This window comes from Mycoplasmopsis bovigenitalium, assembly GCF_900660525.1.
Classification (GTDB): domain Bacteria; phylum Bacillota_I; class Bacilli_A; order Mycoplasmatales; family Metamycoplasmataceae; genus Mycoplasmopsis; species Mycoplasmopsis bovigenitalium.
In genome coordinates this window covers 55,220-79,383 of the sequence record NZ_LR214970.1, presented here as the reverse complement: position 1 = coordinate 79,383, position 24,164 = coordinate 55,220, and the positions used below count along the sequence as shown (strand labels likewise).

Below are 24,164 nucleotides of genomic sequence, written 5' to 3'. Positions count from 1 at the left end.
CTTTAATATGGAATAACGTGAACGTGTGTGTGAAAAACTGATTGTTCAGGTGCATTTGTATTAATTAAAATTTTGAAGCCTTGGCCGCCTTTATCTAAAACTTCTTGTTTAGCTAATTTACGCGCAACATTAATTAAGTGTGCTGCAGTTTCATCGCTTTCAAGGGTAATATTTCTTTGTCTTTCAATTGGAACTACTAGAAAATGACCTTTGCTAACAGGAAATTTGTCATAAAAAGCAACACAAACATCGTCTTTATATATGAAGTTTGCTTCTAATTTGCCACTTATAATATCTAAAAAAACATTGTCCATTATACCAACTCCACAAATACCAAGCTTTTAGCGGCTTCTCTTAAAGCAATACTTGTTTTATTAATTTTAATTTTGTATCCTAAATCAGCAAAACTCTTAATTGCTGTTTCGTAAAGAGTTTGGTCATTTAAGAAGAATAAAAAGGCTAAAATATCCAATTTATCTTTGTACATTGTGTTATCGAAAGATAATAATGTAACTTTTGATTTTGTTGATTTTGAGTCTTCTGAATTTGGAAGTTCAACTTCTTGAGATGCAGCAATTGGCGCAATTTGATTTAAATAAACTACCATAGGAGTTGTTTTTTCACCTGTTGAAATTTTGTATGGATTAATAACGAATCCTTTTTCAATTTCTGTGTTTACTAATCTATTATTGTTTACATCAAAGTATCCATACAAGTCTTTTTTAGCTTTTTTATTTTTAAGAGATTCATAATCTCATTTTAATGAATATGATGTTGTTGCTGATTTAAAACCTTTGTAACCGTATAGTTTTTTATCATCATCATTGCCTGAAATAAACTCAATTTCTGCTTTTAATTGGTCTTTGGGTTGACTTGAATCTTTTCAAAATTCATTAAATGTATCTGCATCTTTTATAGTTGGAAAACCGCGGGTGAAAAATGAGTCATTATCAACTTTAGTTTCAGCATCTTTCATTCAAATTTGAGCATATTTTTTATCAACTGCGTATTTAGCAAGTAGGTAATTTTTTAACTCATATTTAATATTTTTTGTATATTTAAAGTTTTTGTCAATTTTCTTTAACTCTTCTTTTGTGTTAATTGCAAAATATTTATTTACAAATAACATTTTTTCAAGTTCAGCTCTAATACCAGTTTTTTCATTCAATCAAAGTACTTTGAAATGTTCTGTTGTTATTTCTGAATGAGGTTGAATAGTTTTTAGAGTTTCGATTTCTTGATTATTTAAAATTCTGCTTGACGTTCAATCAACAACTTTTTGTGCAAAATAATATTTATCTTTATCTAATTTATTTTTTGCATATAGTTTGAATGCTTTTTCACTATCTTTAAATAAGTCCGATTCTTCTTTTTTAAATTCATTTATATATGTTTCGTCAAGATTATTTGAATTATTGAATTTAATTTTGTATAAAGATAATAGAGTTGCTCTTGTAAACTTTGCCTTTAATTGTTCAGCAGCATCGGCTTTAATTAGATTATCTTGTTTGATTTTTTCAACAGTTTTAACATTTTTTGCACAAGAAGCAGAAACAAAAGGAATTGCAACTAATGAACTTGATAATATGGCTAAATTTATTTTTTTCATTATTTAATTCCCTTTCTTAATTCATTTAATTTTTCGAAAACTAGAGCGCTAGCATCTTTATCTTTATTTTTTGTTGAATTTGGGAAAAATACTTTTTCATCTTTATAAATAAAGTTGCTATCGTATTTACCTTGTGCTCTATCTTTCATTCAATTATCAACTGATTTGGTTAAATTGAAGTTTCTTTGAACATCTTCTGCAATAAGAATATTTTTGTTATATTGTTTGATTTTTTCAATATCTTTATCGTTATATTTTGCATTTTCAATTGGTTTTTTGTTCTCATCAAAAGCATAAATATTTTTTTGTTCTTTTAGATATTTTAAAAATTCATCTTCATTTAACATTTTTTCTAAAACATATTGTTGTTGTGTTAATGATTGATTAATTAACTGAAGTGCATTGTATTTTTTACCTGATATTGAGTTTTTATATTTGTTGCTCAATAAAAAGTCAGACTTAATCATTTCTTTTAATATTTCAGATTTTTGTTTATTTTCATATTCTTTTATCTTGTCAATTGCTTTAACATTAATTAGAGTTATACCTTTTGAAGTTAGGATAATTAGAACGTCTTTACTGTCCTTTAATCTATAAACTGTTTGAATTTGGCCATTATTTTCAAATAATTTAACAAGTGGTTTTACAATAAGTTCATTGAATTTTTCAGTGTAAATTCCCTCTTTTTTAACGTCGCTTGCTTCATCAAATATTTTTTGAAGTTCTTTATTGAATTTTCCAATTTCAGTTTGAGCTTCTTGTTTTGATTGAGATTTAATATTATTGGCATCAACATTTGGTAATTTAAATTCAGAAATGATTTTTTCTCTTATATTTTGTAATTCCTTAAATAAATCTACTTCTGGGATATTGTTTGTATACAAATCTGATAATTGAGAAAAGGCTTTAAGTGTTTTATCGCCACCGCCAACTAATAAATCATCAATTGAAGTAAGACCAGTTGAACCTCAATTTGTTTTGATTTCTTGTTCATCAAGAGAAAGTTGGGCTAAAACAGAACTATATTCTGCAATTTCTTGATTTATTGTTGATGAAGAATTTTCTTTAGCTTTTGCAACAAGTTCATCGTATGATTTGAAGTTTTCTTTGATTTTGTCAAAAGCAGGAATTGCTTTGAAGTTATTTTCACCTTGAGCAGGTCAATAAAACATTAGTTTTTTAACAGCATTTTTATCAAAGTTTCATTTTGGTTCTTGACCATCAACTTTTTTACTTGGAGCAATTCCTGGTAGAGTGAATTGACTAATTAAGAATGGATTATGTTTGCTTAAGTAGTGATTTATAAATCCTTCAGCACTCTTATATGAATCATCAGTAACAAAACTATTTGTCATAAAAGTCATTTTTTCTTTTATTTGATCCATTTCAAAGTAGTTTTTATCTTTTTGGAAAAACTTAAATACTTTTTCGCCTTTTTTGTACAGAATTTCATTGGTTAAATTACCGTTTTTATCAAGTTTGAAAATATCGCTTGTTGCAGTTCTATCAATATCATTAATGTTAAATGATGTGTTTAAAGAGAAACGACGCAATGCATCATTTCTTATTGATTCATAAACCTTAAAATCTACTGCTTCATCAATATTTTTTGCGCCGTTAAACGATTTAACAAGCATTTCATTGAAAGCTTGTTCTCATTTATCAAAACCATATGTTTTAATTAACAAGTTTTTAACATCTAATAAAGAACCACGGTGTTTTTCCTTTAGTTCCTTAATTGTTTTTAAAGCAATATCATTACGTTGTTTATCATCTTCTTTTCTTGAAGAGTTCCATAGTCTTTGGTATTCTTTTGAAGCTTCAACTTCTTTATTGTAAAGATAGAATAACGCGTGACGAAAAACATTGTCTAGAACTTTTTTAGGGTCATTTGCGTCATCTGCTAATTTGTTGCTTTTAAGGTCTTTGATGTAGAATTTAACTTCATTATTTGAGTTTGAACCAGGTGTTTTGTAACTAAATACCGGTGTGTTGTCTGGAAGTGGTTGTTCATAATTTTTATTCAAACTTTGAGCAATTAAAGGCGCTGAAATACCAGCTGCTAAAGCCAATGTTAAAAGCGAACTTATTGTTCAAAATTTTCAATTTCTTGATTTTTTTGATTTGGGATTTTGATTTTCTTCTTGTTGAGCATTTTTTCTAGTTAAACGCTCAAAAAAAGTTTCTTTTCTTTTAGCCATATTCCCTTCTTTCTAATTAATATTAAATTTAATATTGTATATTATACATAAATTTTATTTTGCCAAACATTTGAAAATGTATAATAATCATATGAACAAAATTAGCCAATTAATTTTAGAATTTGCATCAATTTTGAATGAAAAAAACATTAATTGGTCAATTTCTAAGAAATTTTATGATGCAATAATTGCTGGTCAAAATATTGAAAAAAAATATAGCGTCGCGCTGTATTGAAAAGATTTTTCGTATCTCGCATACTTATTCCCAGATAAATTCAAATTTAGCAATAACAAAAGCAATAAAGGTTATTTAGCATCGTTTAAATTTGATAAGCAAATTTTACCAATTCAATTGATAATTGGAAGTACAAGGGAAAAAATTGTATCAATTGATAAGAAAAATAAATCGCGTTTAAAATATTGAGATGCATCAAAAAATAATTTATTGACATTACTTAAATCTGCTGGCACACAGCCCATTCAATTTAAAGAACTAATATATTTGCTTTCCGATACGCGACCTACACTTTATTTCTTTACAGATGCAACGCTAGATAAATTTATTTTTTACAATAATTTAAATTGAAATAAATGCAAAAAAATCGAATTCGAAGGTGTTTTTTTGCTTTATTTCAATGATTTTGAATTGGATTCATTGAATATTAAGATATAATTTTATATATGAATTTTAAAAGAGATAATATCACTTTTACATCATCATTATTCATAATTTCGACTACATTATTCTCAATTTTTTCTGTAGTTATTTTTTATGATCCAACTTTTATGGATATTTATGAAGAATTGCCAACAGTGTTTGCTTTATTCAAGGGATTTGGCTTTACAATGTTTTTCACAACAATAAGTAATATTTTTCTTGGTATTACAATGATGTTGTTAGTTATTAAGAAAGACTCAAAAGTTATTAAAAGATTATTTTTTAACGCGGCTTGTTTGATGGCTATTACTTCGTTTGTTTTCTGAAGTTTGATTATTTTTTGGTCTGCAGCTTGATACAACTATCCAGTCGCTTTTATGAATGTTATCCTGCATTTTATTAATCCAATAATTGGTCTTTTAATTCTTTATTTATTTAGAAAAGAAGTAAAAATTAAAGTATTAGACTTATTTATCCCAATATTTTGATTTGTAGTTTATTATTTCATTGCAATTTTAATCTATGTTGCAACATACGGCATTTTTAAAAATGATACAGGCGTTGTAATTTATAGTTTCTTAAATTTCCGTAAACCTTTATTTTACAGTGGTGATAATAGCATAGTTATTTTTGTATTAAATTTTGTTATTTTATTAGGCAATATTTATATTCCACTGTTACTAACTATAATATTGATTAAGTCTTATAAAATTAAATTGTTTAAAAAAACTACATAGCAATATGTAGTTAAATTTATGTCGCAGTTTAAATTAAATAAATTATTTATTACGTTTGATTTCTTTAAGTCTTGCTGATTTACCACTTCTTTCACGAATGTAGTTTAGTTTAGCACGACGTACTTTATTTGAACGAACAACCTCAATTTGAGCTATAAATGGTGAGTGTAATGGGAATGTTCTTTCAACCCCAATACCAAATGAAATTTTTCTAACTGTAAAGTTTTCTCTTGTACCTGATTCAGTTCTTGAAATTACTAAACCTTCAAAAATTTGAATACGTTCTTTTTCACCTTCACGGATACGAACATAAACTTTAACGTTGTCACCTACTCTAAAATCTGGGTGATCTTTACGTAGCTGACTTTGTTCTACTAATTCAATTAATCTATTTCTCATTATTGATCCTTTCAATTATGTCGGGTCTATTTTTTAATGTTTTTTTATATTGCTCATCTTTTTTCCATTTTTCAATATCTGCATGATTGCCATTCAGTAAAACTTCTGGCACTTTCATACCTTTATATTCTCGAGGACGAGTGTATTGCGGATAATCTAATAATCCTGCATCCTGAAATGAATCAAATTGGTGTGATTCTTGCCTAATTACACCTGGAACTAGTCTAATTATTGAATCTGCCATTACCATTGCAGGAAGTTCGCCACCAGTCAAAACATAATCTCCAATTGATATTTCATCATCAACAAGTTCTACAACTCTTTCATCAAATCCTTCATAGCGTCCTGCTATAAATGTTATTTGTGATTTTGTTGATAATTCATTCGCGATTTTTTGATCAAACTTGCGTCCTTGTGTTGTTACTAAAACTTTATAACCACCTCTATTTTCTAACGAATCTAGTGCTAAATCAATTGGCTCAACTTGTAACAGTAACCCATGACCTCCACCATAAATTTCATCATCGACTTTGTTGTGTTTATTTTTACTAAATTTCCTAAAATCAATAATATTAATGTTGATTAGATCTTTTTCAATTGCTTTCGCAATGATCGATTCATCAGTTAGCGGTTTGAAATAATTTGGAAAAAGAGTTAAAAAATTAATTTTCATTATTTAGCGTGTTTTGAATTTTTTTGAAGTTTTTCATTTAAACCGTGTTTTCTGAATAAGTCGAAAACAACTTGAGTTAGTTGAGCACCATTGTCTACTCATTTTTGTACAAGTTCTTCTTTAACAAAGAATTCTTTTGTGTGAGGGTTGTATTGTCCTAAAGCCTCAATAAATCTACCATCACGTGGAGCACGTGAATCAGCAGCAACTATTTTATATTGAGCATTAAATTTAGAACCAGTTCTTTTTAGTCTGATTTTTACCATAAAATATTCTCCTTAATAAATTAACTGCGACATTTGTGTCAAGCGAAAATACTTGACAGCATTATTGCTTTATTATTTTACATTAAAAACAAAAATTCAAAACAAAAAATGTCAAGCATTTTTGCTTGACACGATTTATCAAAATATATTACTATTTAAGCTCTTCTAATTCTTCAAGAACAGTTGATAATCCAGAATTTGAATAGTCAGGACCAACGCAATGAGCAATTGCTTTTACATGTTCTTGTGAACTTCCCATGCAAACAAAATAACCTAAATGATATTTTGTTGGCATATCGTTTGCTGAATCACCAATATGCATTGCATCTTTTGGGTCAATATTTAATAATTCGCAAACAAATTTATTAGCAATCCCTTTGTTAGCATCATTTGGACCAACTTCAATTGTGTAACCATTCGACACCAAATAAAAAGCTAGCTCAGGGTATTTTTTAGATAAATATTTGTGTAATTCTTCTGTTTTTTCAATACTTAAACCAAACACAAGCAATTTTGAAAATGGACCATTATTATCAATATCATTGTAGTTAAATTTAGGATTCTCTTTTGATCATTCTTTAACTAGAACGCCTTCAAAATTACCGCTATGGTACATGTTTTTTATGCCATTAATATATATACACATATTATGTTTCTTGAATTCTTCAATAACATTTAAAACAATGTCTTTAGGCATCTCCTTACGATAAACCTCTTTATTATTTTTATCAACAACAAGAGCCCCATTTAAACACACAACATATTCGCAACCAACTTGTTGTGCTATATTCATTGTATATTCTGTATTACCTCTACCAGTTGAAAAAATAACAGGTTTAGATAAATTTACTTTTTTAGCAGTTAATATATTTTTTTCGCTAATTGTTTCATAACCATTTACTTTATCAATAAATGTTCCATCTAAATCTAAAAAATATATCTTAGCTTTTTTAACTAAATTTTTCATTCCATAATTTTAACTAATATTAAAATCAAAAAAAAAAAAAAAAAACAAGGCCTACTCCGAAGTTTAAAATAGCTTTTAGTATTTTTTTACTAAAATCAATTATTTTTCAATTGAATAAGTAACATTCCAAAATTTTTATTGATTGAAAAATAAAAAGAAATTTACAAGAAAAATGTGGTATTAATCACACAAATTTGAAAATAAAAAAGAAAAATAAAAAAATTAGATTCTTGTTTGCATTTAAATTCCTAAATTTAAAGTTCTAGTACAGCATATACAATTTTAAAAGAAAAATATTGCAAAAATGATATTTCAAGCAAAACATACAGGTCTAATATTAGTAAAAGAAAAAAATCAAGCAAAATGGTAGATGCTTGATTTTTTTGATTGTAAATATTATTTAATTTTAGTTGTTTGATTAGTGATTTTAAAGAATTTAAATTAATTTATTTTATATTTATCAATAAAAATTAGATTATAAATTCTTAAAGTTAAATTAACTATAGAATTGTGTCGTTGTTCATTTTCATCTTTTTAAGGCTGCGTTGTAGCCCTATTTCCTTGTGAGATTGTTCTATATTTATTAATTAAATCCTTTGCTAGTTTAACATATTGTGAATATTTAGGATTATCACCAAGGGCCTTTATTTCGCCATCTATATCATTTGCGTAAGAAGGGAATTGGCTTTTTAATTCGTTAATTATTGCATCAAATTCAGCTTTAGCAATCTCTTGACTTTCTTTAATTTTCTCTGCATTTGGTAATTTCACTCATTTTGGTGGTTCAAATTTAAATATTGCTCCATCCAATTTTAAATTACGGATTAGACTTTGAATTGATTCAATACCTTGTTTCATAGTCTGAGGTTTCTTTATATCAACATTGTCTGTAATTTGTTTTAATTGATCCTCTTTAATTAGTTCACTCTCGCCCTCTGCTCATTTTAATATTTCCTCATATTGACGTTTATAAGGGTGAGTTGATATCTCTTCTACAATCTCTTTCAATTTAGTTAATTGTTGATTATAAATCTCTGCTGTTGGCTGTGTAGAAGATTTGTCTATAACATCCACAATCTGATTATATCGCTCTTGATATTTAGTTTTTGTGGCTACATCTTTGATACCCTCAAGAGCGCTTTGTGTCTCAATTTTGTTTTTGGCTCATAATGATGTTAATTCTTTATGTTTTGCTCATTTTTCGGGGTTAGCTTTAATTTCTTTATTTTCGGCCATTAATTTGTCATTTAGATTTTCTAATAGTTTAATTTTAGCTTCTAAATCTTTGTTAATTGCCTCTAACAATGAGATTTTTTTGTCTTTAGCATCATTGCCTTGAGGAACAGGTGTCGGTTTATCAGTTTCTTTCCTCATTTGTTTGTCGCATGACATCGCTACTAGTGGCAATGCACATGTTGTTAGTGATGCTGTTAATATTATTCTTTTTTTCATATATTTCCTTTTTACATATTATTTAGGATTATTATAAGCATTTTATTATAAAACTACTAAAAAATGCAATTTTCAATGAAAAATATTGCAAAAATGCTATTTTAAGCGAAACATATAAGTCTAGATATCAATAAAAAATCAAGCAAAAATGGTAAATGCTTGATTTTTTAATTGTAAATATTGCTTAATTTTAATTCTCAGATTAGTATTTTTTAAGAATTCAAATTAATTTATTTGAAATTTATAAATAAAACTTAGATTATTTAGCACTATTTGCTTTGGATTTTTTTAAAACCAAATCTTTTATTTTATCTTCTTCAGCTTTTAGATTATTTTGTGCTTCTTTATCTTTTTTATTTTGCTCTTCAATTCTAGCTTTTTCTGTTTCTTCTTGTTTTTTAAGATTCTCCATAGCCTCTTTTATTTTTTTATTTCTATCAGCGTGTTGCTTTTTGTATTTTTCTATTTCAGCTAATTCTTGAGCAATCTTTAATTGTAGGTTATTTTCAGGATCATTTTCCTTTTTAAGTCTCTCTTCTTCAAGTTTCATTGCTATTTCTTTTTGTTTGTCAGGAGCACCACTTTGCATTGAATCTTTTTTACCTTGGTCTTCGCTAGGTTTTTTATCAGTTTTTGATCCTTCTGTGCCGCTACCTGTTTTTTGTCCTTTTTTGTCATCGGTTTGAGTAGTTTTTTTGTCTTTTGAACCTACCTCAGGTTGCGATTCACTACCTTGCTTAGTTTTAGGGCTCGATTGATTATTTTGGCAAGCAGCCGCAATAAAAGGTATAGATAAAAGTGGGGCACTAATAATAGCTATACTTAATAATTTATTCTTTTTCATATTTATTCCTTTTTACATATTATTTGGGCATATTATATATATCAAAGCAATTTTCTTAAAAAACTGCTAATAATGTATTTTCGGCAGCAAAATAATGAAATATTGAGCGATATTATGGGCATAATAAAAAATCAAGCAGTGGAATAAATGCTTGATTTTTGATTATTAATTTGGGGAATTTGAATTATTGAGCTAATTCAATTTCAGTAATACCTAATGAGTTTAATTTTTTCTTAAATTCATCTAATTGTTTTTGGTCGCTAATTTTAACGCCCTTAGCAATTAGTTTGTTGAATTTATTTCTATGTTGATTAAAGGCTTCAACGTTAATAGTAGTAATTTCATCAGGTAGAGTAAGGGTCGTAAAAGTAACTTCTTTTTCCTTTTCTGAATCTTTTTCTTTAACTTTACGGTTTTCAGTTTTAATTAAAGAAGTTACTTTATCTTTGTTAATAAGAAATAGAGTATGGTTGATTGTTAAAAGACCATTTTGATCGAAAAGGGCTTGGGGAGCTTTTGCGAAATTAGAACCAAAAGCAAGAGGGTCGAATTGAGCGTTTTCAGAGAATTTTATTTCTTTTAAGCTTTGGCTCATTAGTGCTTCTTTGCCAATTTTAGTAACTTTAGGGGCAATAATTTTTTCGATTTTTGAGTTTTTGAATGCCGCATTGCCAATCGCAATGATATTTTCATTTGAAAACTCAGTTAGGGCAGTTTCTGAGAATACACCTTCAGCAAGCTCGGTAATTTGATTTGTTAGAGTAGGGAATTGAATAAGCGATTTTGCGCCTTTGAAAGCATTTTTGCCAAGTTTAGAAATAGGAGAAACAAAAAGAGAAGAAAGTTTAGGTGTATTTTCGAAGGCACTATCGCCAATTTCAGTTACTAGAGGCATATCAACTTTTTCTAGGTTAATTAAACCTTTAAAAGTTTCATTATCGATAGCTTTAACAGCTTTGAATGAAACTTCTTTTAAAGAAGAGTTAGCGCCAATGTTGTCTTTGCCTGAGCGAAATAGATCTTTGGGTAGAATTGCAATATTTTTAGAAGTAACTTTTTCTAGTTTGCTTCTTAAAAATAGTGCTGTAGGTTCAATTTCTGTGACATGGTTAGGAATATTAAGTTCAATTAAAGTATTTGATCTTAGTTGTACGTATTTATTACCATTAATTGTTTCAGATAGATTACATGATGTAGCAATAAGCGGAGTGAATAATAATGGTGTAGAGCTTATAAGTAGTGATTTATTAAACTTTTTCATTTATTTCTCCTAGCGAACTGATTTATCGTAGACTAAACCAGCAGCGGCCGGAGCCCGTGATGATTTAGCAGTAATCATAATAACAATTAATGATAATATGTATGGAGTTGTCTCAAGTAGAGGTGAATAAGGTCTTAATGTGTTGATAAATGCACCTGTTGAGAATGATAGAGCATATAGTAGTGAAAAACCAATAGCAACACCACAAACAATGAAAATGTTTCACTGACCCATAATCATAATTGCAAGTGCTAAATATCCATAACCAAGTACATCTCCATTAAATGATGCAGGGGTTGCTTGAGCAAATATTGCACCTGCAACTCCAGCAATTGCGCCAGAAATGGCAATACCTTGTCATTTGTATTTATAAACATTAATTCCAGCAACATCGGCTGCTTGTGGATTTTCACCGATACTTCTAAATCTTAGACCTCATTTTGTTTTATATAAAGCGAATGCTGAGAAAGCAATGATTGCTAAAGTAATAACAATTTTTCAAGAAATAATTTCTAGTTTTTGCGAGCCAGCAACTTCAACTACATATTTTAACTCAGTAATACCCATAGTAGGTTTACGGTTACCGTTACCAAAGAAGTCAAGTAGGATAATTGCTATACCAAATGCTAATAAGTTAATAGCAAAACCTGAAATAGTGTGTTCACTTTTTAGTTTAATGGTTGCAAAACCATGAAGTAATGAGAATAATGATGCACAACCAACAGCGAATAGTGTTGCTGGTATTTGTCATCATCCTGAAGATTCATTGCCGTCAAATTTTGATAGTGTGTTACTGAATGCAAGATAGCAAGCAGCACCAATAACCATCATACCGTTGATACCAAGGTTAACAATACCAACTTTTTCTGAGAATAGCCCACTAATTGCACCTAGAGAGAAGATGCAAAAGAACAGTAAGAATCAAGAATAAACGTTAATTGTTAATGCCATTATGCCTCCTTTCTCTTTCTAAATGGACAAATATGCATTTGTTTTCTTTGTGAAATAATCATTTCATATGTGTCATTGTGTTCAGATTTTATGTCTTTAATTTGGGCTTTACGTTGTTGTTTTAGTTTAAATTTAACACCAACTCCAAGAGTCATTAATTGGTAGTTAATTTTCATTTTTTCACCATTGATATTTTCGAAGTAGGCAATAGTTTGGTCATCACTATTTTTGTAGTTCATAGCATTTGTTAAATACTCATTGGTGATTTGTGCTAATTGTTTACGTAATTGTTTAATTTGCAGTTTAAATGAATTTTCTGTGTTGTTTAATTTAATGTCACTTCTAATTTCGCTTGGTGCAGAATTAAAAGGTTTGAATTGCATTTTTTCTGTTTTTCATTGTTGTTTGAATTGAGTTATATTAGCTTTAATATCACTCATTAATTGCGCATTATTATCTTTTTTAGCAGCAAATAATTCTATTTGAATTTGGTAAAGTTCATTTGCTTTTTGGCAGTTGAATTTAGCTAGTTCAATTGCGTTGTTTAGCTTAGTAAATTTAGCAGTATAAGTATCTTGAATTTTGGTAAGTTTGCTAATTGAAGATTGATAATTTTGGCTATTAGAATTTTGTTCTAAAGCATAAATTTTTGCGTTATATTGAGCAATTAATGAAGCTTTTTTAACAAGTAATTGTTCTAGTTTTCTATATTTTAAATAACGTGGGTCTAATAATAATAGCGCTTTTCTAACACTGAAGTTAATTGGTTTAAATTGCAAGAACATAATTGATGTTGCTGCAAGATATAAAATAACTGATGTTATAACTTGTAAGTCTTCAGGTTGAATGTAAAGAGGTGCTAATTGTAAGCTAGGCCCTGAAGTATAAATGTATGTATAGAAAAGTGATGAGAATAGAGCACCAACTGGTGAGTTTAGGGCAAGTAAACTAATTGCGATTGCCTCAAAACCTAAGTTAAGTGGTTGCGTAATTCCTAAGAAGAATCCTTCACCAATTACATAGAAGTAAAATCCGGCAATAGCTGATATGGCAGATGAAACTCCAAGCACCATAACAGTTAAAAGCTTGTCGTTAACTCCCATATATTTACCATTTGATTTAGAAATACCTTGCATTCTGATTTTGTAACCTAGGTTAGTAAAGTTGAAAATAAAGGTAATTCCAATTGATAATGCTAATAATGCAACAATTCCAACAATGAAGAAGGCCATTTTTACATTTGTACTTATGTTAGTAAATGCCGCATTTGTTCCTTGCAAGTTATCGGCAAAATAGTATTTTAAGTGTGCTGAGCTAAAGTTTGGCCAAACAATTGATGCTGATGATTGTTGAAAAATAAGCATTGATATTCCAACAATAATTCAGTTAATCATAATTGTTGAGATAACTTCGTGCACATTTAAATAAGCTTTAAGTGCTCCGGCTACTAAACCAATAGCAAAAGCAAATATTATTGATATAAATAGGGCAATAACTAGCAATCAAGTAGGTGTTTCTTGGTATTCTGTTGCTCCATAACGAATTATTAGAGCAAAACTGACAAAACCAGAAATCATCATTTGGCCTGGAATACCAATATTGAATAAGCCCGCCTTAAAGCTCAACGCACAAGCTATGCAGCTAAAGCCGAATACTAAAAAGTATTGAAGAATTTTATATTTGTTTGAACTATTAAAAGATTTAAGAACAGTTGTAATAATCTCAATAGGGTTAACAAATATTGAACTTTGTACACCTTTTTTGACTACGATATAAGCAAAAGCAATTAAAATTCCAAAAAATAATGACCATAAGGAAGAAGAAACTTTGCGAGCAGTAGATTTTGTTTTATCTAAACGAATAAATTCTGATGCTTTAGCAGAAAATTTTTGTCAAAGATTAAACTTTTTGTTTTCTGTTTGCATTATTTTTCTCCTTTCATTTTATTTGCTTGATTATTTTTGTAATCTTCATAAATTTCATTAAATGAAGTTTTTGCATGAATTAACTCACGCTTTGTTTCATTAAATAATTTAGATTTTTGTTCTTTTACTTTTAATAAACTTTGTTTTAATTCGTTGATTACATTTTTATCAGCACCCTTGGTTTTTCTTGCAACTACAAGACTTGATTTAATTGAAGCTTCTTGAAGCAAGATTTGTTCTTTTTGTTTTGCAATTTTTCTGTTTAATGCTGTGATATATGAATCTTTTGAGTCTTCAATATCATTTGGATTGAATCAATTTTCTGTTGATGAAGAAGAAGCTGACATGAATTTACCAATTTGTTCCCGAGTGATGTTTTTTGCATCATTAATTGATAAAATTTTACCCTCATTAATAACGGCAATTGTGTCCGCAAGAGCTAAAACTTCATCTAATTCATATGAGATTAGTAAAATTGCCTTGCCTTTTGCTTTTTCATCAAGAATTTGAGTATGAATATTAGTTATTGCACCAATATCCATACCACGAGTAGGTTGAACAATAATTATAAAATCATGTTCAGTCATCATTTCACGTCCAACAATGAATTTTTGTTGGTTACCACCCGAAAGTGAACGAGCAATACTTTTTGCTCCTTGCGAGCTTCGAACGTCATATTTTTCAATAACACTTTGAGTAAATCCGGCGATGTTTTTATTTTTGAAAACACCAGCTTTTTGGAATTCTTTGTCTCAAAGTCTTCTAATTACAGAGTTTTCTTGGATGCTAAAATCAAGAATAACTCCATGGTGATGACGGTCAGCTGGAATATAAGACATGTGTAATTTACTTCTGTCTTGTGCATTTGTATTTGTAATATCTTTTAACTCATATTTATTTGTTTTTTCGTCATGAACTAAAAGATTAATTGAACCTTTTGATGGTTTTTCAATACCACCAACTACATATTCAAGTTCTTCTTGACCATTGCCGGCTACACCAGCAATTGCAAATATTTCACCCGCGTGGATGTTAAAGTTAATATTTTTAAGGTTCTTTTTAAGTTTTGTTGTTGTTAGGTTTTTGATTGAGAATACAACATTATCTCGTTTGCATTCAATATTGTTTTTAATTTCGACAACTTCATTACCAACCATTGCCTTGATAATATCATCAATAGATGTTTGACCCATAATAAAGTCGCCTGCCACTTTACCTAAACGTAGAACTGTAGCAGTGTCTGCTACCTGTTGTATTTCTTTAAGTTTGTGACTAATAAAGATTATTGTCTTTCCTGCTTTTTTAAAAATTTCAAAAGATTTTAATAGACCTTGAATTTCTTCATCAGTTAAAACAGCTGTTGGTTCATCAAATACCAGAATATCGTTTCCACGATATAGCATTTTCATGATTTCAACTTTTTGTTGAGTTGAAACAGTTGCTTCACCTGATTTTTGGAAAAGGTCAAATTGTAGGTTGTATTTGTTTTGTAATGCTTTAATTTTTTTAATAGCAATGTTTCTATCAATTACACCTATATTATTTGTTCATTCCTCACCCAAAATAATGTTGTCAAGGTTAGTATAAACATCAACTAATTTAAAATGCTGGTGCACCATACCTATACCTAGTGCATTGGCATCATTTGGTCCAGAAAAAAGCACTTTGTTGCCATTAATTAGGATTTCCCCACTTGTTTGCTCATATAGTCCAAACAAGATAGACATCAAAGTACTTTTACCTGCCCCGTTTTCACCAATCAATGCATGAATTGTTCCTTTTTTTACTTTGAAAGAAACTTTATCATTTGCAATGATTCCGGGGAATTTTTTAGTTATGTTTCTAAATTCTACTGCGTACATTTAGAAAATTTGTCTTATTTTTTCATTAATTCTTTTGAAAGAGCATTTAGACGTTCTTCTTCAGTATTATATTCTGCGCCATCTTTAAGAGCTCTTTTTGAAGCAAGATAGTCTTTTTCTTCTTGTGTTAATTTTTCAAACACTTCTTTACCTTTTTGAAGCGCGGCAACAGCAAGTTGTTTTTTAGCTGGATCGGTTATGCTTGTAGGCGCAATATCAACTCAGTTTTCATTATATCCACCTACTTGATTACCATCTCGTTTATCTAATTCAAACTTGCCTAATTTATCACTCTCAGATGCTAAGTTTTGTGTTGAAGCTAATCTACCAACTGTATCGTATGTAGATTGTCCAATACTTTTTAGAATTGAAGTAAAGAATCATTCTTTATTTTTAGGAGCTGAAAGAGATTGGTCGGTGTCAACACCAACAATATATTTATCTTTTGATTTTTCATTGTTAATTAAAACGTTTGTAGCAGGTCCAGCTACTGGAAGAACCATTTTTGGATTTAATGCCAATACACTGTCGATAGTTGAATTCATCTTAGGTGTAACTTCAAATCCAGAAGATAAATCTACTGTTTCTGTAAGAGTGTGAACTTTTTTATTTTCATCGGTTTGTTGATTATTTCATCATAGAATACCTTTATAAAAACCTTCGATAAAGTCGGTTACACCCGGGAATTTACCACCCCCAAAACTTGAAACTGTTCTGTTATTTGGATCAGCTTCATTTGAAAGGAACATACCCGCAGCATATCCCGCCATAAATGCAGCTTCTTTAGTTTTGAAATCTTGGTAAATTCCGTGACCTGACAAATCAGAAGTATAATCTGCTCCAATAATTACAACTTTATTTTCTTTAATTTTATCTAAATTATTTTTAACAAAAGTACCAATGTGATCTCCGTGTAAATATCCTGGAGCAATTCAAATTTGATATCCCCCTTTTAAAGCTGTTTGATAAGCTTGCGCAAATTGTGAGTTCTTAACCTCAATAACATCAAATTGTGAATATGGGAATTTATTTTGTAGATCTGCAAAAGTTAATAAACCTTCTCAAGCCGATTGGTTGAATGATTTATCGTTTAAATCCCCTCCGTCGTTAATCATAACGATTTTAGGGGCTTTTTTGATTTGTTCTTCTGTTAATTTAAAACTGTTGTTTAAATTAATTTTAACAACTGTTTGACTTGGTTGTTTTGGGTGTGAGTATTTTTTATTACCACACGCCGCAGCCATTAAAGGCATTGCACTTAGTGCAGAAATTGCACTAATAGATAGTAAAAATTTACGTTTCAAAATATCTCCTTTTTTAAATTTTTACATACACAAACGGAATATATGTAAATTTACAATTAAATTATATATTAAATATTAATATTTTATTACTTTATATATTGCCAACTAAACATAGTAAATATTCTTATTTTTACGAAATCTATTGTAAAATGTTTTTATACGGAAAAATATAGTTCAAAATTATTTATTTAATTAAATTTTACTCTTTAAAGAAAATACAACAAAGTTAGATTAAACTAGTTTCCATAAATTACCAACAAACATAATTAAAATTTAATTACTATAGCCACAATTAAATTATTAGATACGTATTTGTTTATAATTTTTATATAGAGAAAATAGGAGATTAAATGAAGAAAAAATTATTTTTAAATATGATGCCAATTGCAGCTCTTTCAGTGCTGCCAACTATTGCTATAAGCTGTACAAACACTAAACAAAAAGATAAAGATGCACAAAGCAATACTCAATTTGAAGTTCAACTTGCTGAATATGAAAAACACTACAAAGTGTTTAATGATACAATTGCTAAACACAAAAAAGAACTTGAAGAAAAATACAAAAATATTCAAAAACGCGGAAACACAAAAGAACAGACAAAACAACTAACTGCTGAAAAAGATGCATGAGTTAAAGAGAAAACAATTGAATTACAAGCACTAAGAAAAAATGTTGATGATAACTACTTAAAACTTAGAAATTTAAAAGACCACAAAACTAGACTAGTTAAATTAATTCACACAAATGATGAACATGGTCGCTTGGTTTTTGATAATGGTAAATATAATAAATATTCAGGAATGCAAGGGCATGCAGAAATATTAGGTTCAAATTTCTCAAGAGACTTATTATTATCTGCGGGCGACTTAATTCAGGGTCAACCTTTATCAGATTCAGATAAAGGTGTTACTATCTCAGAAATCGCTGCTTTAATGAACTATAATGCAGTGGCTGTTGGTAACCATGAATTTGACTATGGTTTGACACATCTATTCGAAATTCAAAAGAAAACGCCAAATATGCCATTTCTATCAGCTAACATTGTTTGAAACCAAAAAGCAGTAACTGACAAGGTTAAAGACATAGATGGTAAAGATGCGGTTGCAGATGAATTAGTATTCAAACCTTATATAATTAAAGAACTAGCATCAGGAATTAAAGTTGGAATTATGGGTATAACTACACCTGATACTGCTTGAACCTCAAGCCCAAAAAACTCAGTGCACGTTACTTTTAAAGATCCAGTACAAGAAGGTACAAAATATGCAAAAGAATTAAGAGATAAGGGTGTAAATATTGTTATAGCGCTAACGCACTTAGGTGTTGATAGACAAAATAAAGAGTGAGATTCACGTACATTTGCAAATAATGTTGAAGGTGTTGATTTAGTTCTTGACGGACACTCGCACACATTAGTTAAAGCTGAAAAAATAAACAATACAATACTAACTCAAGCCGATTCATATACAAAATATTTAAGTGAATTAGATATTTATATTGATACAGAAACTAATAAAATTACAAAAGTAAATCAACAACTTAGAACAATGGAAGAAACTGAACTTTTAGGTGGAACAATAAATAACAATAAAATAATTGATGAAAAAATAACTAAGTTAAAAGCAGAATTTGAAAAAATTAATGGTGTTAAAGTATTCGATAATCCTATTGATTTTATTCATACAACATCTAACAAAGTTGAAGAAGCAAATAAATCATCAGCTCTAGGTAGACAAAAACAAACAAACCTAGGTATGTTTGTTGCTGATGCGCTTGGTTGATCGTTTATTAGCGACAAATCAACAGCAGATGGTCAAAAATATAATTTAGATAACACAATAGCGTTTGTTGGTGGAGGTAGCATCCGCGAAAACCTAGTTAAAGGGCCAATAACACGTGGCAACATGTTTGCTGTGTCTCCTTATGGCAATCGTATAGCGGCTGTTGAATTAAAAGGTGATAAATTAATTGAAGTTATTGCGCACGGCGCTAAAAAAATATTTTCAGGTGGCTTTGCTCAATGATCAAAAAATGTTAAATTAAATATTAATTTTGAACCAACGGATAAAATATACAATCCTGTCGAAGAGTCAATAAAAATTAATGATAAAGCGATTGATAAAAACGCTACATATTACTTAGTTACCGATGATTATATTCTTGTTGGTGGTGATGAATACAACATGTTAAATTATGCAAAAATCACTGATGGCTCAGTCAAATTAATCTTTGAGGGGTCAGACATGCTTCAAGAACTAATTAAATACGGCCAGCATATCACAAAGACAGATTTTAAAGCAACCGAGAATAATCCATTTGGTGATGCACAAATTGACTTCTACAGTGCAGAAAAACTACCAAAAAATGTTGTTGTAAATCATAAAGCGCCCGCAGCTACAACAACCGAATCTGCACAATAATTTTTGGCATCAAATTCAAAATAATTGAATATTAAAAAATAACGAAAATCAGTAAATTTAAATTGAATTCGTTATTTTTTGTATCAATTCATTGACTAATTTTCAATAGTTTTATCAATAAATTTTTCGAATTTTTGTATTGTTCTTGCTAGACCGCCATTACTGTAATCTTCACCAACAAAACTTGCTGCTTGCTTAATTTCTTGTTCAGCATTACCCATTGCAACTAAATAACCAACATGAGGCAATGCTAACAAATCATTTTTTGAATCGCCGATATGAGCACATTTTTTAATATCTAAACCTAAAAGCTCAGCAACATATTTATTTGCAGAACCTTTTGTAGCAGACTTATCAGTAACCTCAATTGAATATCCTCTAGAAACAACATGAGTGGCTAATTCAGGGTAATTATCGTTTAAATATTTTTCAAAATTTGATGTTTCTTCTAGATCTAAACCAAAAATCAAAAATTGTCTAATATCTTGATTTTTATCTATTTCTTGATAGCTTTTTTTATCAAATCTTTTTACTCAATCCCTTTTATTTCAATTGAATTCACCAAAATGATAAATTGTATCTGCACCATTAATTATTATGTTTAATTTAGTATCCATGAATAATTTAAGTAACTTATTTTTAGTCTCATTTTTTATATTTACACTATGAATAATTTCACCGTTAGGATCTGCAACAACTGAACCTGTCGAACAAACTGCGTATGGCGCATTAATCAATTTCATTATTTGAGGAACTGCACCTTTTGGTCTTCTCCCAGTCGAAGGAATAACTGGAGTAGTTTTCTGTAATTCTTTTAAAAATTCAATGTTTTCAGCGGACATAAAACCATTATCTTCGCCAGCATCCAACATTGTGCCATCCAGATCAATAAAATAAGCTTGAATTAAACGTTTTTCCATAATATAGTTATACCAAAATTAAATAATTAATATTAATCTTTTGTATTAAAATATAATTTATGAATAATAAGACTTATGATGCAATTGTGATTGGTGGAGGACATGCGGGATTAGAAGCTGCATTTGCTTTAACTCACCAAAAACACAAAACTTTGCTCATTTCATTTAATAAAAGTAGATTAGGAATGATGCCCTGCAACCCTTCAATCGGCGGGCCTGCAAAGGGAATAATAACTAGGGAAATTGATGCACTTGGCGGAATGCAAGGTCTGTGAGCTGACCTTGCCACTATTCAGTTGAAAATGTTAAATCAATCAAAAGGGCCAGCGGTTTGAGCCCTTAGAGCACAAATTGATAAGGAAAAATATTCAAAAATTATCAATGAATATGTTGATAATCAACCTAATTTAGACTTTTATCAAGCCGGTGTTGAAGAAATTATTGCAGAAAATGGCGTTTTTAAAGGTGTAATTCTTGATGATAATCAAACAATATTTGCAAAGGTTTGTGTGGTTACAACTGGGACTTATATGGATTCAAGAATACTAAGGGGATCTGATGCAATTTTTAGTGGCCCAGATAACGAAAAAACAACAAAAACATTGAGTGATTCTCTTTTAAAACATGGTTTTTCATTGCAAAGACTAAAAACAGGAACACCTCCAAGAATTTGATCTGATTCAATTGACTATTCAGAAGTTGAACAAGAAATACTTGATGAAATAAATTTAAGTTTTTCAAGTCGCTCAAATGTTGATATCCCCGCTCAAGTTGCTTGCCATTTAACTTACACAACACCACAAACCCATGAAATTATCAATAAAAACCTACACAAAAGTGCAATGTATTCTGGATTAATCGAAGGTATAGGTCCAAGATATTGCCCATCAATTGAAGATAAGATAGTTAAATTTGCATCAAAACCTCGTCATCAAGTCTTTTTTGAACCTGAAACAGCAGATGGAACTATTACATATGTAAATGGCCTTTCTACTTCATTACCAATCGACGTTCAAGATCAATTAATTAGAACAATTCCGGGATTAAAAAATGCACGAGTGCAAAAATGAGGATATGCAATTGAATATGACGCAATTGACCCTTTGCAACTAAAACCCTCTCTAGAAACAAAAATTATTGAGAATTTATTTACTGCTGGACAAATTAATGGGACCAGCGGTTATGAAGAAGCTGCTGGACAAGGACTTGTAGCAGGAATTAATGCAGGATTAAAAATTTTAAACAAAGAACCTATGGTTATATTGAGAAACCATGGTTATCTTGGCGTATTGATTGATGATTTAGTAACAAAAGGAACAAAAGAGCCATACAGAATGCTAACATCTCGAGCAGAATATCGCCTTTTATTAAGAAATGATAATGCAGATATAAGATTGGCTGAATATGGACTTTATGCCGGAACATTAACACAAGAACAATATGACAAAGTTATTGAAAAATACAAACAAATTGACAATAAAATCGAATATTTAGCAAACAACCATATTTCAAGCAAGTCTGAATTAGCTACTAAATATAATGTTTTTGATGGTCCATCATTACTAAAAATTTTATCAAGACCTGAGGTTGAAGTAGATGATGTAATCCCTGATTTTGAGTATAAGCGAGAACTAACTATTATGGTTAGATTGCATGGTTATATTGAAAAACAAAAAAATGATGCTGCCAAAATGGTTCGTCTTGAAAATTTAAAAATACCAAATGATATAGACTACGAATTAGTTAAAAATATTGCGACAGAAGCTAAACAAAAATTAATACAAATCAAGCCAACAACAATTGGTCAAGCTTCAAGAATTAGCGGCATTAATCCTGCTGACATCCAAATGTTAATGTTTCATATCGAAAGCAAACACAATGAAAAAAATTAAGATAATTTCTGTTGGAAATTTATCTCCAGAGTTCAAAGAATTATTCAATTCTTATGCTAAAAGAATTTCCCATTACTATTCATTTTCAATTGTAGAAGTAAAAGAATTTAGTGAAGAAAAAAACACAGAAGCCAAAAAACAAAAAGAAACAAAATTAATTATTGACGCAATACAAAAAAATTCATTTGTAATATTATGTAGTTTAAGAGGAAAAAATATCGACTCAATTGAACTGAGTAAAATAATTGACAATCAACAAGATATAACATTTATTATTGGTGGTTCAGATGGTGTAATTGAAAGCGAAATAAAATCAAATTTTAGTTGATGTTTTTCAAAATTAACTTTTCCACACCAACTTTTTAGAGTTATGCTAAGCGAACAGATATATCGAGCAGCTTCAATATTAAATAACAAAAAATATCATAAATAAAAACATATTGACCCTAAATGAAATAGTTTAGGGTTTTTAATTTTGTTTTATTTAGCACAACTAAATAGTAAAATTAAATTAGTACTAATAAGGAGAATAATGAATAAAAAGTTCAAATTAATTGCAAGTATAGCGCCAATTATTGGTGTTTCTTCTATAGTTGCAAGTTGTAAAAATGATTCAAAAACATTAAATAATGCTGAAAAAAGAAATCAATTAGCAAAAGAAGTTGATTCTTTAACTACCCCTCAAAAAGTAACTTTAATTAGTAAGTTAAAACTAAGTAACACTGACAAAGCAAAACTTATTGCTCAACTTAATGATGGTGCACATATTGCCGGTTCAATCCTATTCTATGTGAAATCTGCCGAACAAAGAGCAGCTGCTCTGCAAGCATATACATTGGCAAAAGCAGCTTTTGATAACTTAAAGAAAAAAGCTACTCAAGATAATATGGATTATGGCAAAGTGGATAAAACTTCTGGTAAAGTTTCAAACCCTGAAAGCGGAAAAGCAATCCCTGTTGTATTTATGGATATTGACGAAACTGTTCTAGTTAACGAATACACTCAAGCATCAAATGTTATTGCAAACAATGGAAAATACAGTAGAGATTTCAAGGAAAATATAGACCAAAAAGGAAACAGAAAAGCTGTTCCTGGCGCTGTAGACTTTATTAACCATGTATTTGAAAATGGCGGAATTGTTCTATTTAACTCAAACATTAGACAACTTAGAGCTTCTGTTGATGGCATCAAAAATAACTTAATCAAAGTAGGTGTTAAAAAGCAATTTGTACACGATTGAATGTTTTGAACAAGAGGTGTTGTTCCAATGAAAGATGACAAAACATATGATCCAACACCTTGAAAAACTGCTCTAGAATTAGGCGTTGATAAACTTCCATCTGGCTCAAAAGCACCTTCAAAAAATGCAAGAATGAATGCAGTAAGTGACAATCCAAATGGTTGAAATTTCAGTGTTTCTCAGGAAGGATCGGGAGACAAAATTGTTACAAAAGTAATAATGAAAATTGGAGATGATTTTAACGATTTCTTCGATGATGCATACAAAAACGCTAAATCAGGCGAAAATATTAAATTTGCTGAGAAACAACAAATTAATGATCTATTTACAAAAATTGATGGCGCTAAGGGTGTAAAAGTAACTGGCACAGCAACACACGATAGCACTGAAAATGTTAAAATTGAGGAATTATCATGACATCAATTTAACGTTCAAGTCCCAGGTAACGCAATGTATGGTGGATGAGCACACGATTATGAATCATTTGAAGATGTTTGAAAAGCATTAGAAGAAGTTAGAAATACTTCGCAGGATAGTAAATAACAATCAAGGGGCGCTTGTCCCTTTTGTTTTTATTAATATA

General features: G+C 29.5%; 21 protein-coding genes. 6 read left to right on the top strand and 15 right to left on the bottom strand.

What is annotated here, in order from left to right; all coding sequences use genetic code 4:
• Window positions 1–2: 2 nt before the first annotated feature.
• From hinT to EXC34_RS00350, 3 genes are read right to left on the bottom strand one after another with little or no spacing between them, the layout of a single operon-like run.
• A complete protein-coding gene (hinT, locus tag EXC34_RS00360) occupies window positions 3–314 on the bottom strand; it encodes a histidine triad protein HinT (protein ID WP_096386348.1) in 312 nt (103 codons plus the stop codon).
• Window positions 314–1,609, bottom strand: coding sequence for a HinT-interacting membrane complex lipoprotein P60 (locus tag EXC34_RS00355; RefSeq protein WP_129687433.1), 1,296 nt, complete (start codon window positions 1,607–1,609; stop codon window positions 314–316). Before EXC34_RS00355 ends, hinT begins: the two co-directional genes overlap by 1 nt.
• Window positions 1,609–3,810 carry a HinT-interacting membrane complex protein P80 gene (locus tag EXC34_RS00350; protein WP_129687432.1) on the bottom strand — a complete coding sequence of 734 codons (2,202 nt, stop codon included), beginning with the start codon at window positions 3,808–3,810 and terminating at the stop codon, window positions 1,609–1,611. Before EXC34_RS00350 ends, EXC34_RS00355 begins: the two co-directional genes overlap by 1 nt.
• A gap of 91 nt (window positions 3,811–3,901) precedes the next feature.
• Here EXC34_RS00350 and EXC34_RS00345 point away from each other — a divergent pair, with 91 nt between their 5' ends.
• A complete protein-coding gene (locus EXC34_RS00345) occupies window positions 3,902–4,483 on the top strand; it encodes a hypothetical protein (RefSeq protein ID WP_129687431.1) in 582 nt (193 codons plus the stop codon).
• Window positions 4,484–4,491: 8 nt separating this feature from the next.
• On the top strand, window positions 4,492–5,205 hold the full coding sequence (locus EXC34_RS00340) for an MAGa3780 family membrane protein (RefSeq protein WP_129687430.1): 714 nt from the start codon (window positions 4,492–4,494) through the stop codon (window positions 5,203–5,205).
• A 42-nt stretch (window positions 5,206–5,247) separates the two neighbouring features.
• On the opposite strand, the gene rplS is transcribed toward EXC34_RS00340, so the two are convergent.
• From rplS to EXC34_RS00285, 11 genes are all read right to left on the bottom strand, one after another.
• On the bottom strand, window positions 5,248–5,604 hold the full coding sequence (rplS, locus tag EXC34_RS00335; RefSeq protein WP_004420576.1) for a 50S ribosomal protein L19: 357 nt from the start codon (window positions 5,602–5,604) through the stop codon (window positions 5,248–5,250).
• The gene (trmD, locus tag EXC34_RS00330; protein WP_129687429.1) at window positions 5,594–6,277 is read right to left on the bottom strand and encodes a tRNA (guanosine(37)-N1)-methyltransferase TrmD; all 684 of its coding nucleotides are present in this window, start codon (window positions 6,275–6,277) and stop codon (window positions 5,594–5,596) included. Before trmD ends, rplS begins: the two co-directional genes overlap by 11 nt.
• On the bottom strand, window positions 6,277–6,543 hold the full coding sequence (gene rpsP / locus EXC34_RS00325) for a 30S ribosomal protein S16 (protein WP_004420572.1): 267 nt from the start codon (window positions 6,541–6,543) through the stop codon (window positions 6,277–6,279). The genes trmD and rpsP overlap by 1 nt, the downstream gene beginning before the upstream one ends.
• A 151-nt stretch (window positions 6,544–6,694) precedes the next feature.
• Window positions 6,695–7,510, bottom strand: coding sequence for an HAD-IIB family hydrolase (locus tag EXC34_RS00320; RefSeq protein ID WP_129687428.1), 816 nt, complete (start codon window positions 7,508–7,510; stop codon window positions 6,695–6,697).
• A 534-nt stretch (window positions 7,511–8,044) separates the two neighbouring features.
• Window positions 8,045–8,962 carry a hypothetical protein gene (locus EXC34_RS00315; protein ID WP_129687427.1) on the bottom strand — a complete coding sequence of 306 codons (918 nt, stop codon included), beginning with the start codon at window positions 8,960–8,962 and terminating at the stop codon, window positions 8,045–8,047.
• A 259-nt stretch (window positions 8,963–9,221) separates the two neighbouring features.
• Window positions 9,222–9,806, bottom strand: coding sequence for a variable surface lipoprotein (locus EXC34_RS00310; protein WP_129687426.1), 585 nt, complete (start codon window positions 9,804–9,806; stop codon window positions 9,222–9,224).
• 184 nt (window positions 9,807–9,990) lie between these two features.
• On the bottom strand, window positions 9,991–11,067 hold the full coding sequence (locus tag EXC34_RS00305) for a leucine-rich repeat protein (protein ID WP_129687425.1): 1,077 nt from the start codon (window positions 11,065–11,067) through the stop codon (window positions 9,991–9,993).
• 9 nt (window positions 11,068–11,076) lie between these two features.
• Window positions 11,077–12,018 (bottom strand): ABC transporter permease, encoded by a 942-nt coding sequence (locus tag EXC34_RS00300; RefSeq protein ID WP_004420650.1) that lies wholly within the window; start codon window positions 12,016–12,018, stop codon window positions 11,077–11,079.
• Entirely contained in the window at window positions 12,018–13,943 is a 1,926-nt protein-coding gene (locus EXC34_RS00295) for an ABC transporter permease (protein ID WP_129687424.1), read from the bottom strand. The genes EXC34_RS00300 and EXC34_RS00295 overlap by 1 nt, the downstream gene beginning before the upstream one ends.
• Window positions 13,943–15,805: an ABC transporter ATP-binding protein gene (locus EXC34_RS00290; RefSeq protein WP_129687423.1), complete on the bottom strand. Its 1,863-nt coding sequence runs from the start codon at window positions 15,803–15,805 to the stop codon at window positions 13,943–13,945. The genes EXC34_RS00295 and EXC34_RS00290 overlap by 1 nt, the downstream gene beginning before the upstream one ends.
• A gap of 14 nt (window positions 15,806–15,819) precedes the next feature.
• The gene (locus tag EXC34_RS00285) at window positions 15,820–17,109 is read right to left on the bottom strand and encodes a BMP family ABC transporter substrate-binding protein (RefSeq protein WP_129687422.1); all 1,290 of its coding nucleotides are present in this window, start codon (window positions 17,107–17,109) and stop codon (window positions 15,820–15,822) included.
• Between the two features lie 350 nt (window positions 17,110–17,459).
• Between EXC34_RS00285 and EXC34_RS00280 the strand changes: the two genes are divergently transcribed.
• Window positions 17,460–19,529, top strand: a complete 2,070-nt coding sequence (locus EXC34_RS00280) for a bifunctional metallophosphatase/5'-nucleotidase (RefSeq protein ID WP_129687421.1) — start codon at window positions 17,460–17,462, stop codon at window positions 19,527–19,529.
• A gap of 95 nt (window positions 19,530–19,624) precedes the next feature.
• Here EXC34_RS00280 and EXC34_RS00275 read toward each other — a convergent pair whose 3' ends face one another.
• The gene (locus tag EXC34_RS00275) at window positions 19,625–20,449 is read right to left on the bottom strand and encodes an HAD family hydrolase (RefSeq protein WP_129687420.1); all 825 of its coding nucleotides are present in this window, start codon (window positions 20,447–20,449) and stop codon (window positions 19,625–19,627) included.
• A 59-nt stretch (window positions 20,450–20,508) separates the two neighbouring features.
• Between EXC34_RS00275 and mnmG the strand changes: the two genes are divergently transcribed.
• From mnmG to EXC34_RS00260, 3 genes are all read left to right on the top strand, one after another.
• Window positions 20,509–22,341 (top strand): tRNA uridine-5-carboxymethylaminomethyl(34) synthesis enzyme MnmG, encoded by a 1,833-nt coding sequence (mnmG, locus tag EXC34_RS00270; RefSeq protein ID WP_129687419.1) that lies wholly within the window; start codon window positions 20,509–20,511, stop codon window positions 22,339–22,341.
• Entirely contained in the window at window positions 22,328–22,774 is a 447-nt protein-coding gene (locus EXC34_RS00265) for a 23S rRNA (pseudouridine(1915)-N(3))-methyltransferase RlmH (protein ID WP_129687418.1), read from the top strand. The genes mnmG and EXC34_RS00265 overlap by 14 nt, the downstream gene beginning before the upstream one ends.
• A gap of 99 nt (window positions 22,775–22,873) precedes the next feature.
• Complete coding sequence (locus tag EXC34_RS00260; RefSeq protein WP_129687417.1) at window positions 22,874–24,124, top strand: HAD family acid phosphatase; 1,251 nt, start codon at window positions 22,874–22,876, stop codon at window positions 24,122–24,124.
• The last annotated feature ends 40 nt before the right edge of the window (window positions 24,125–24,164 follow it).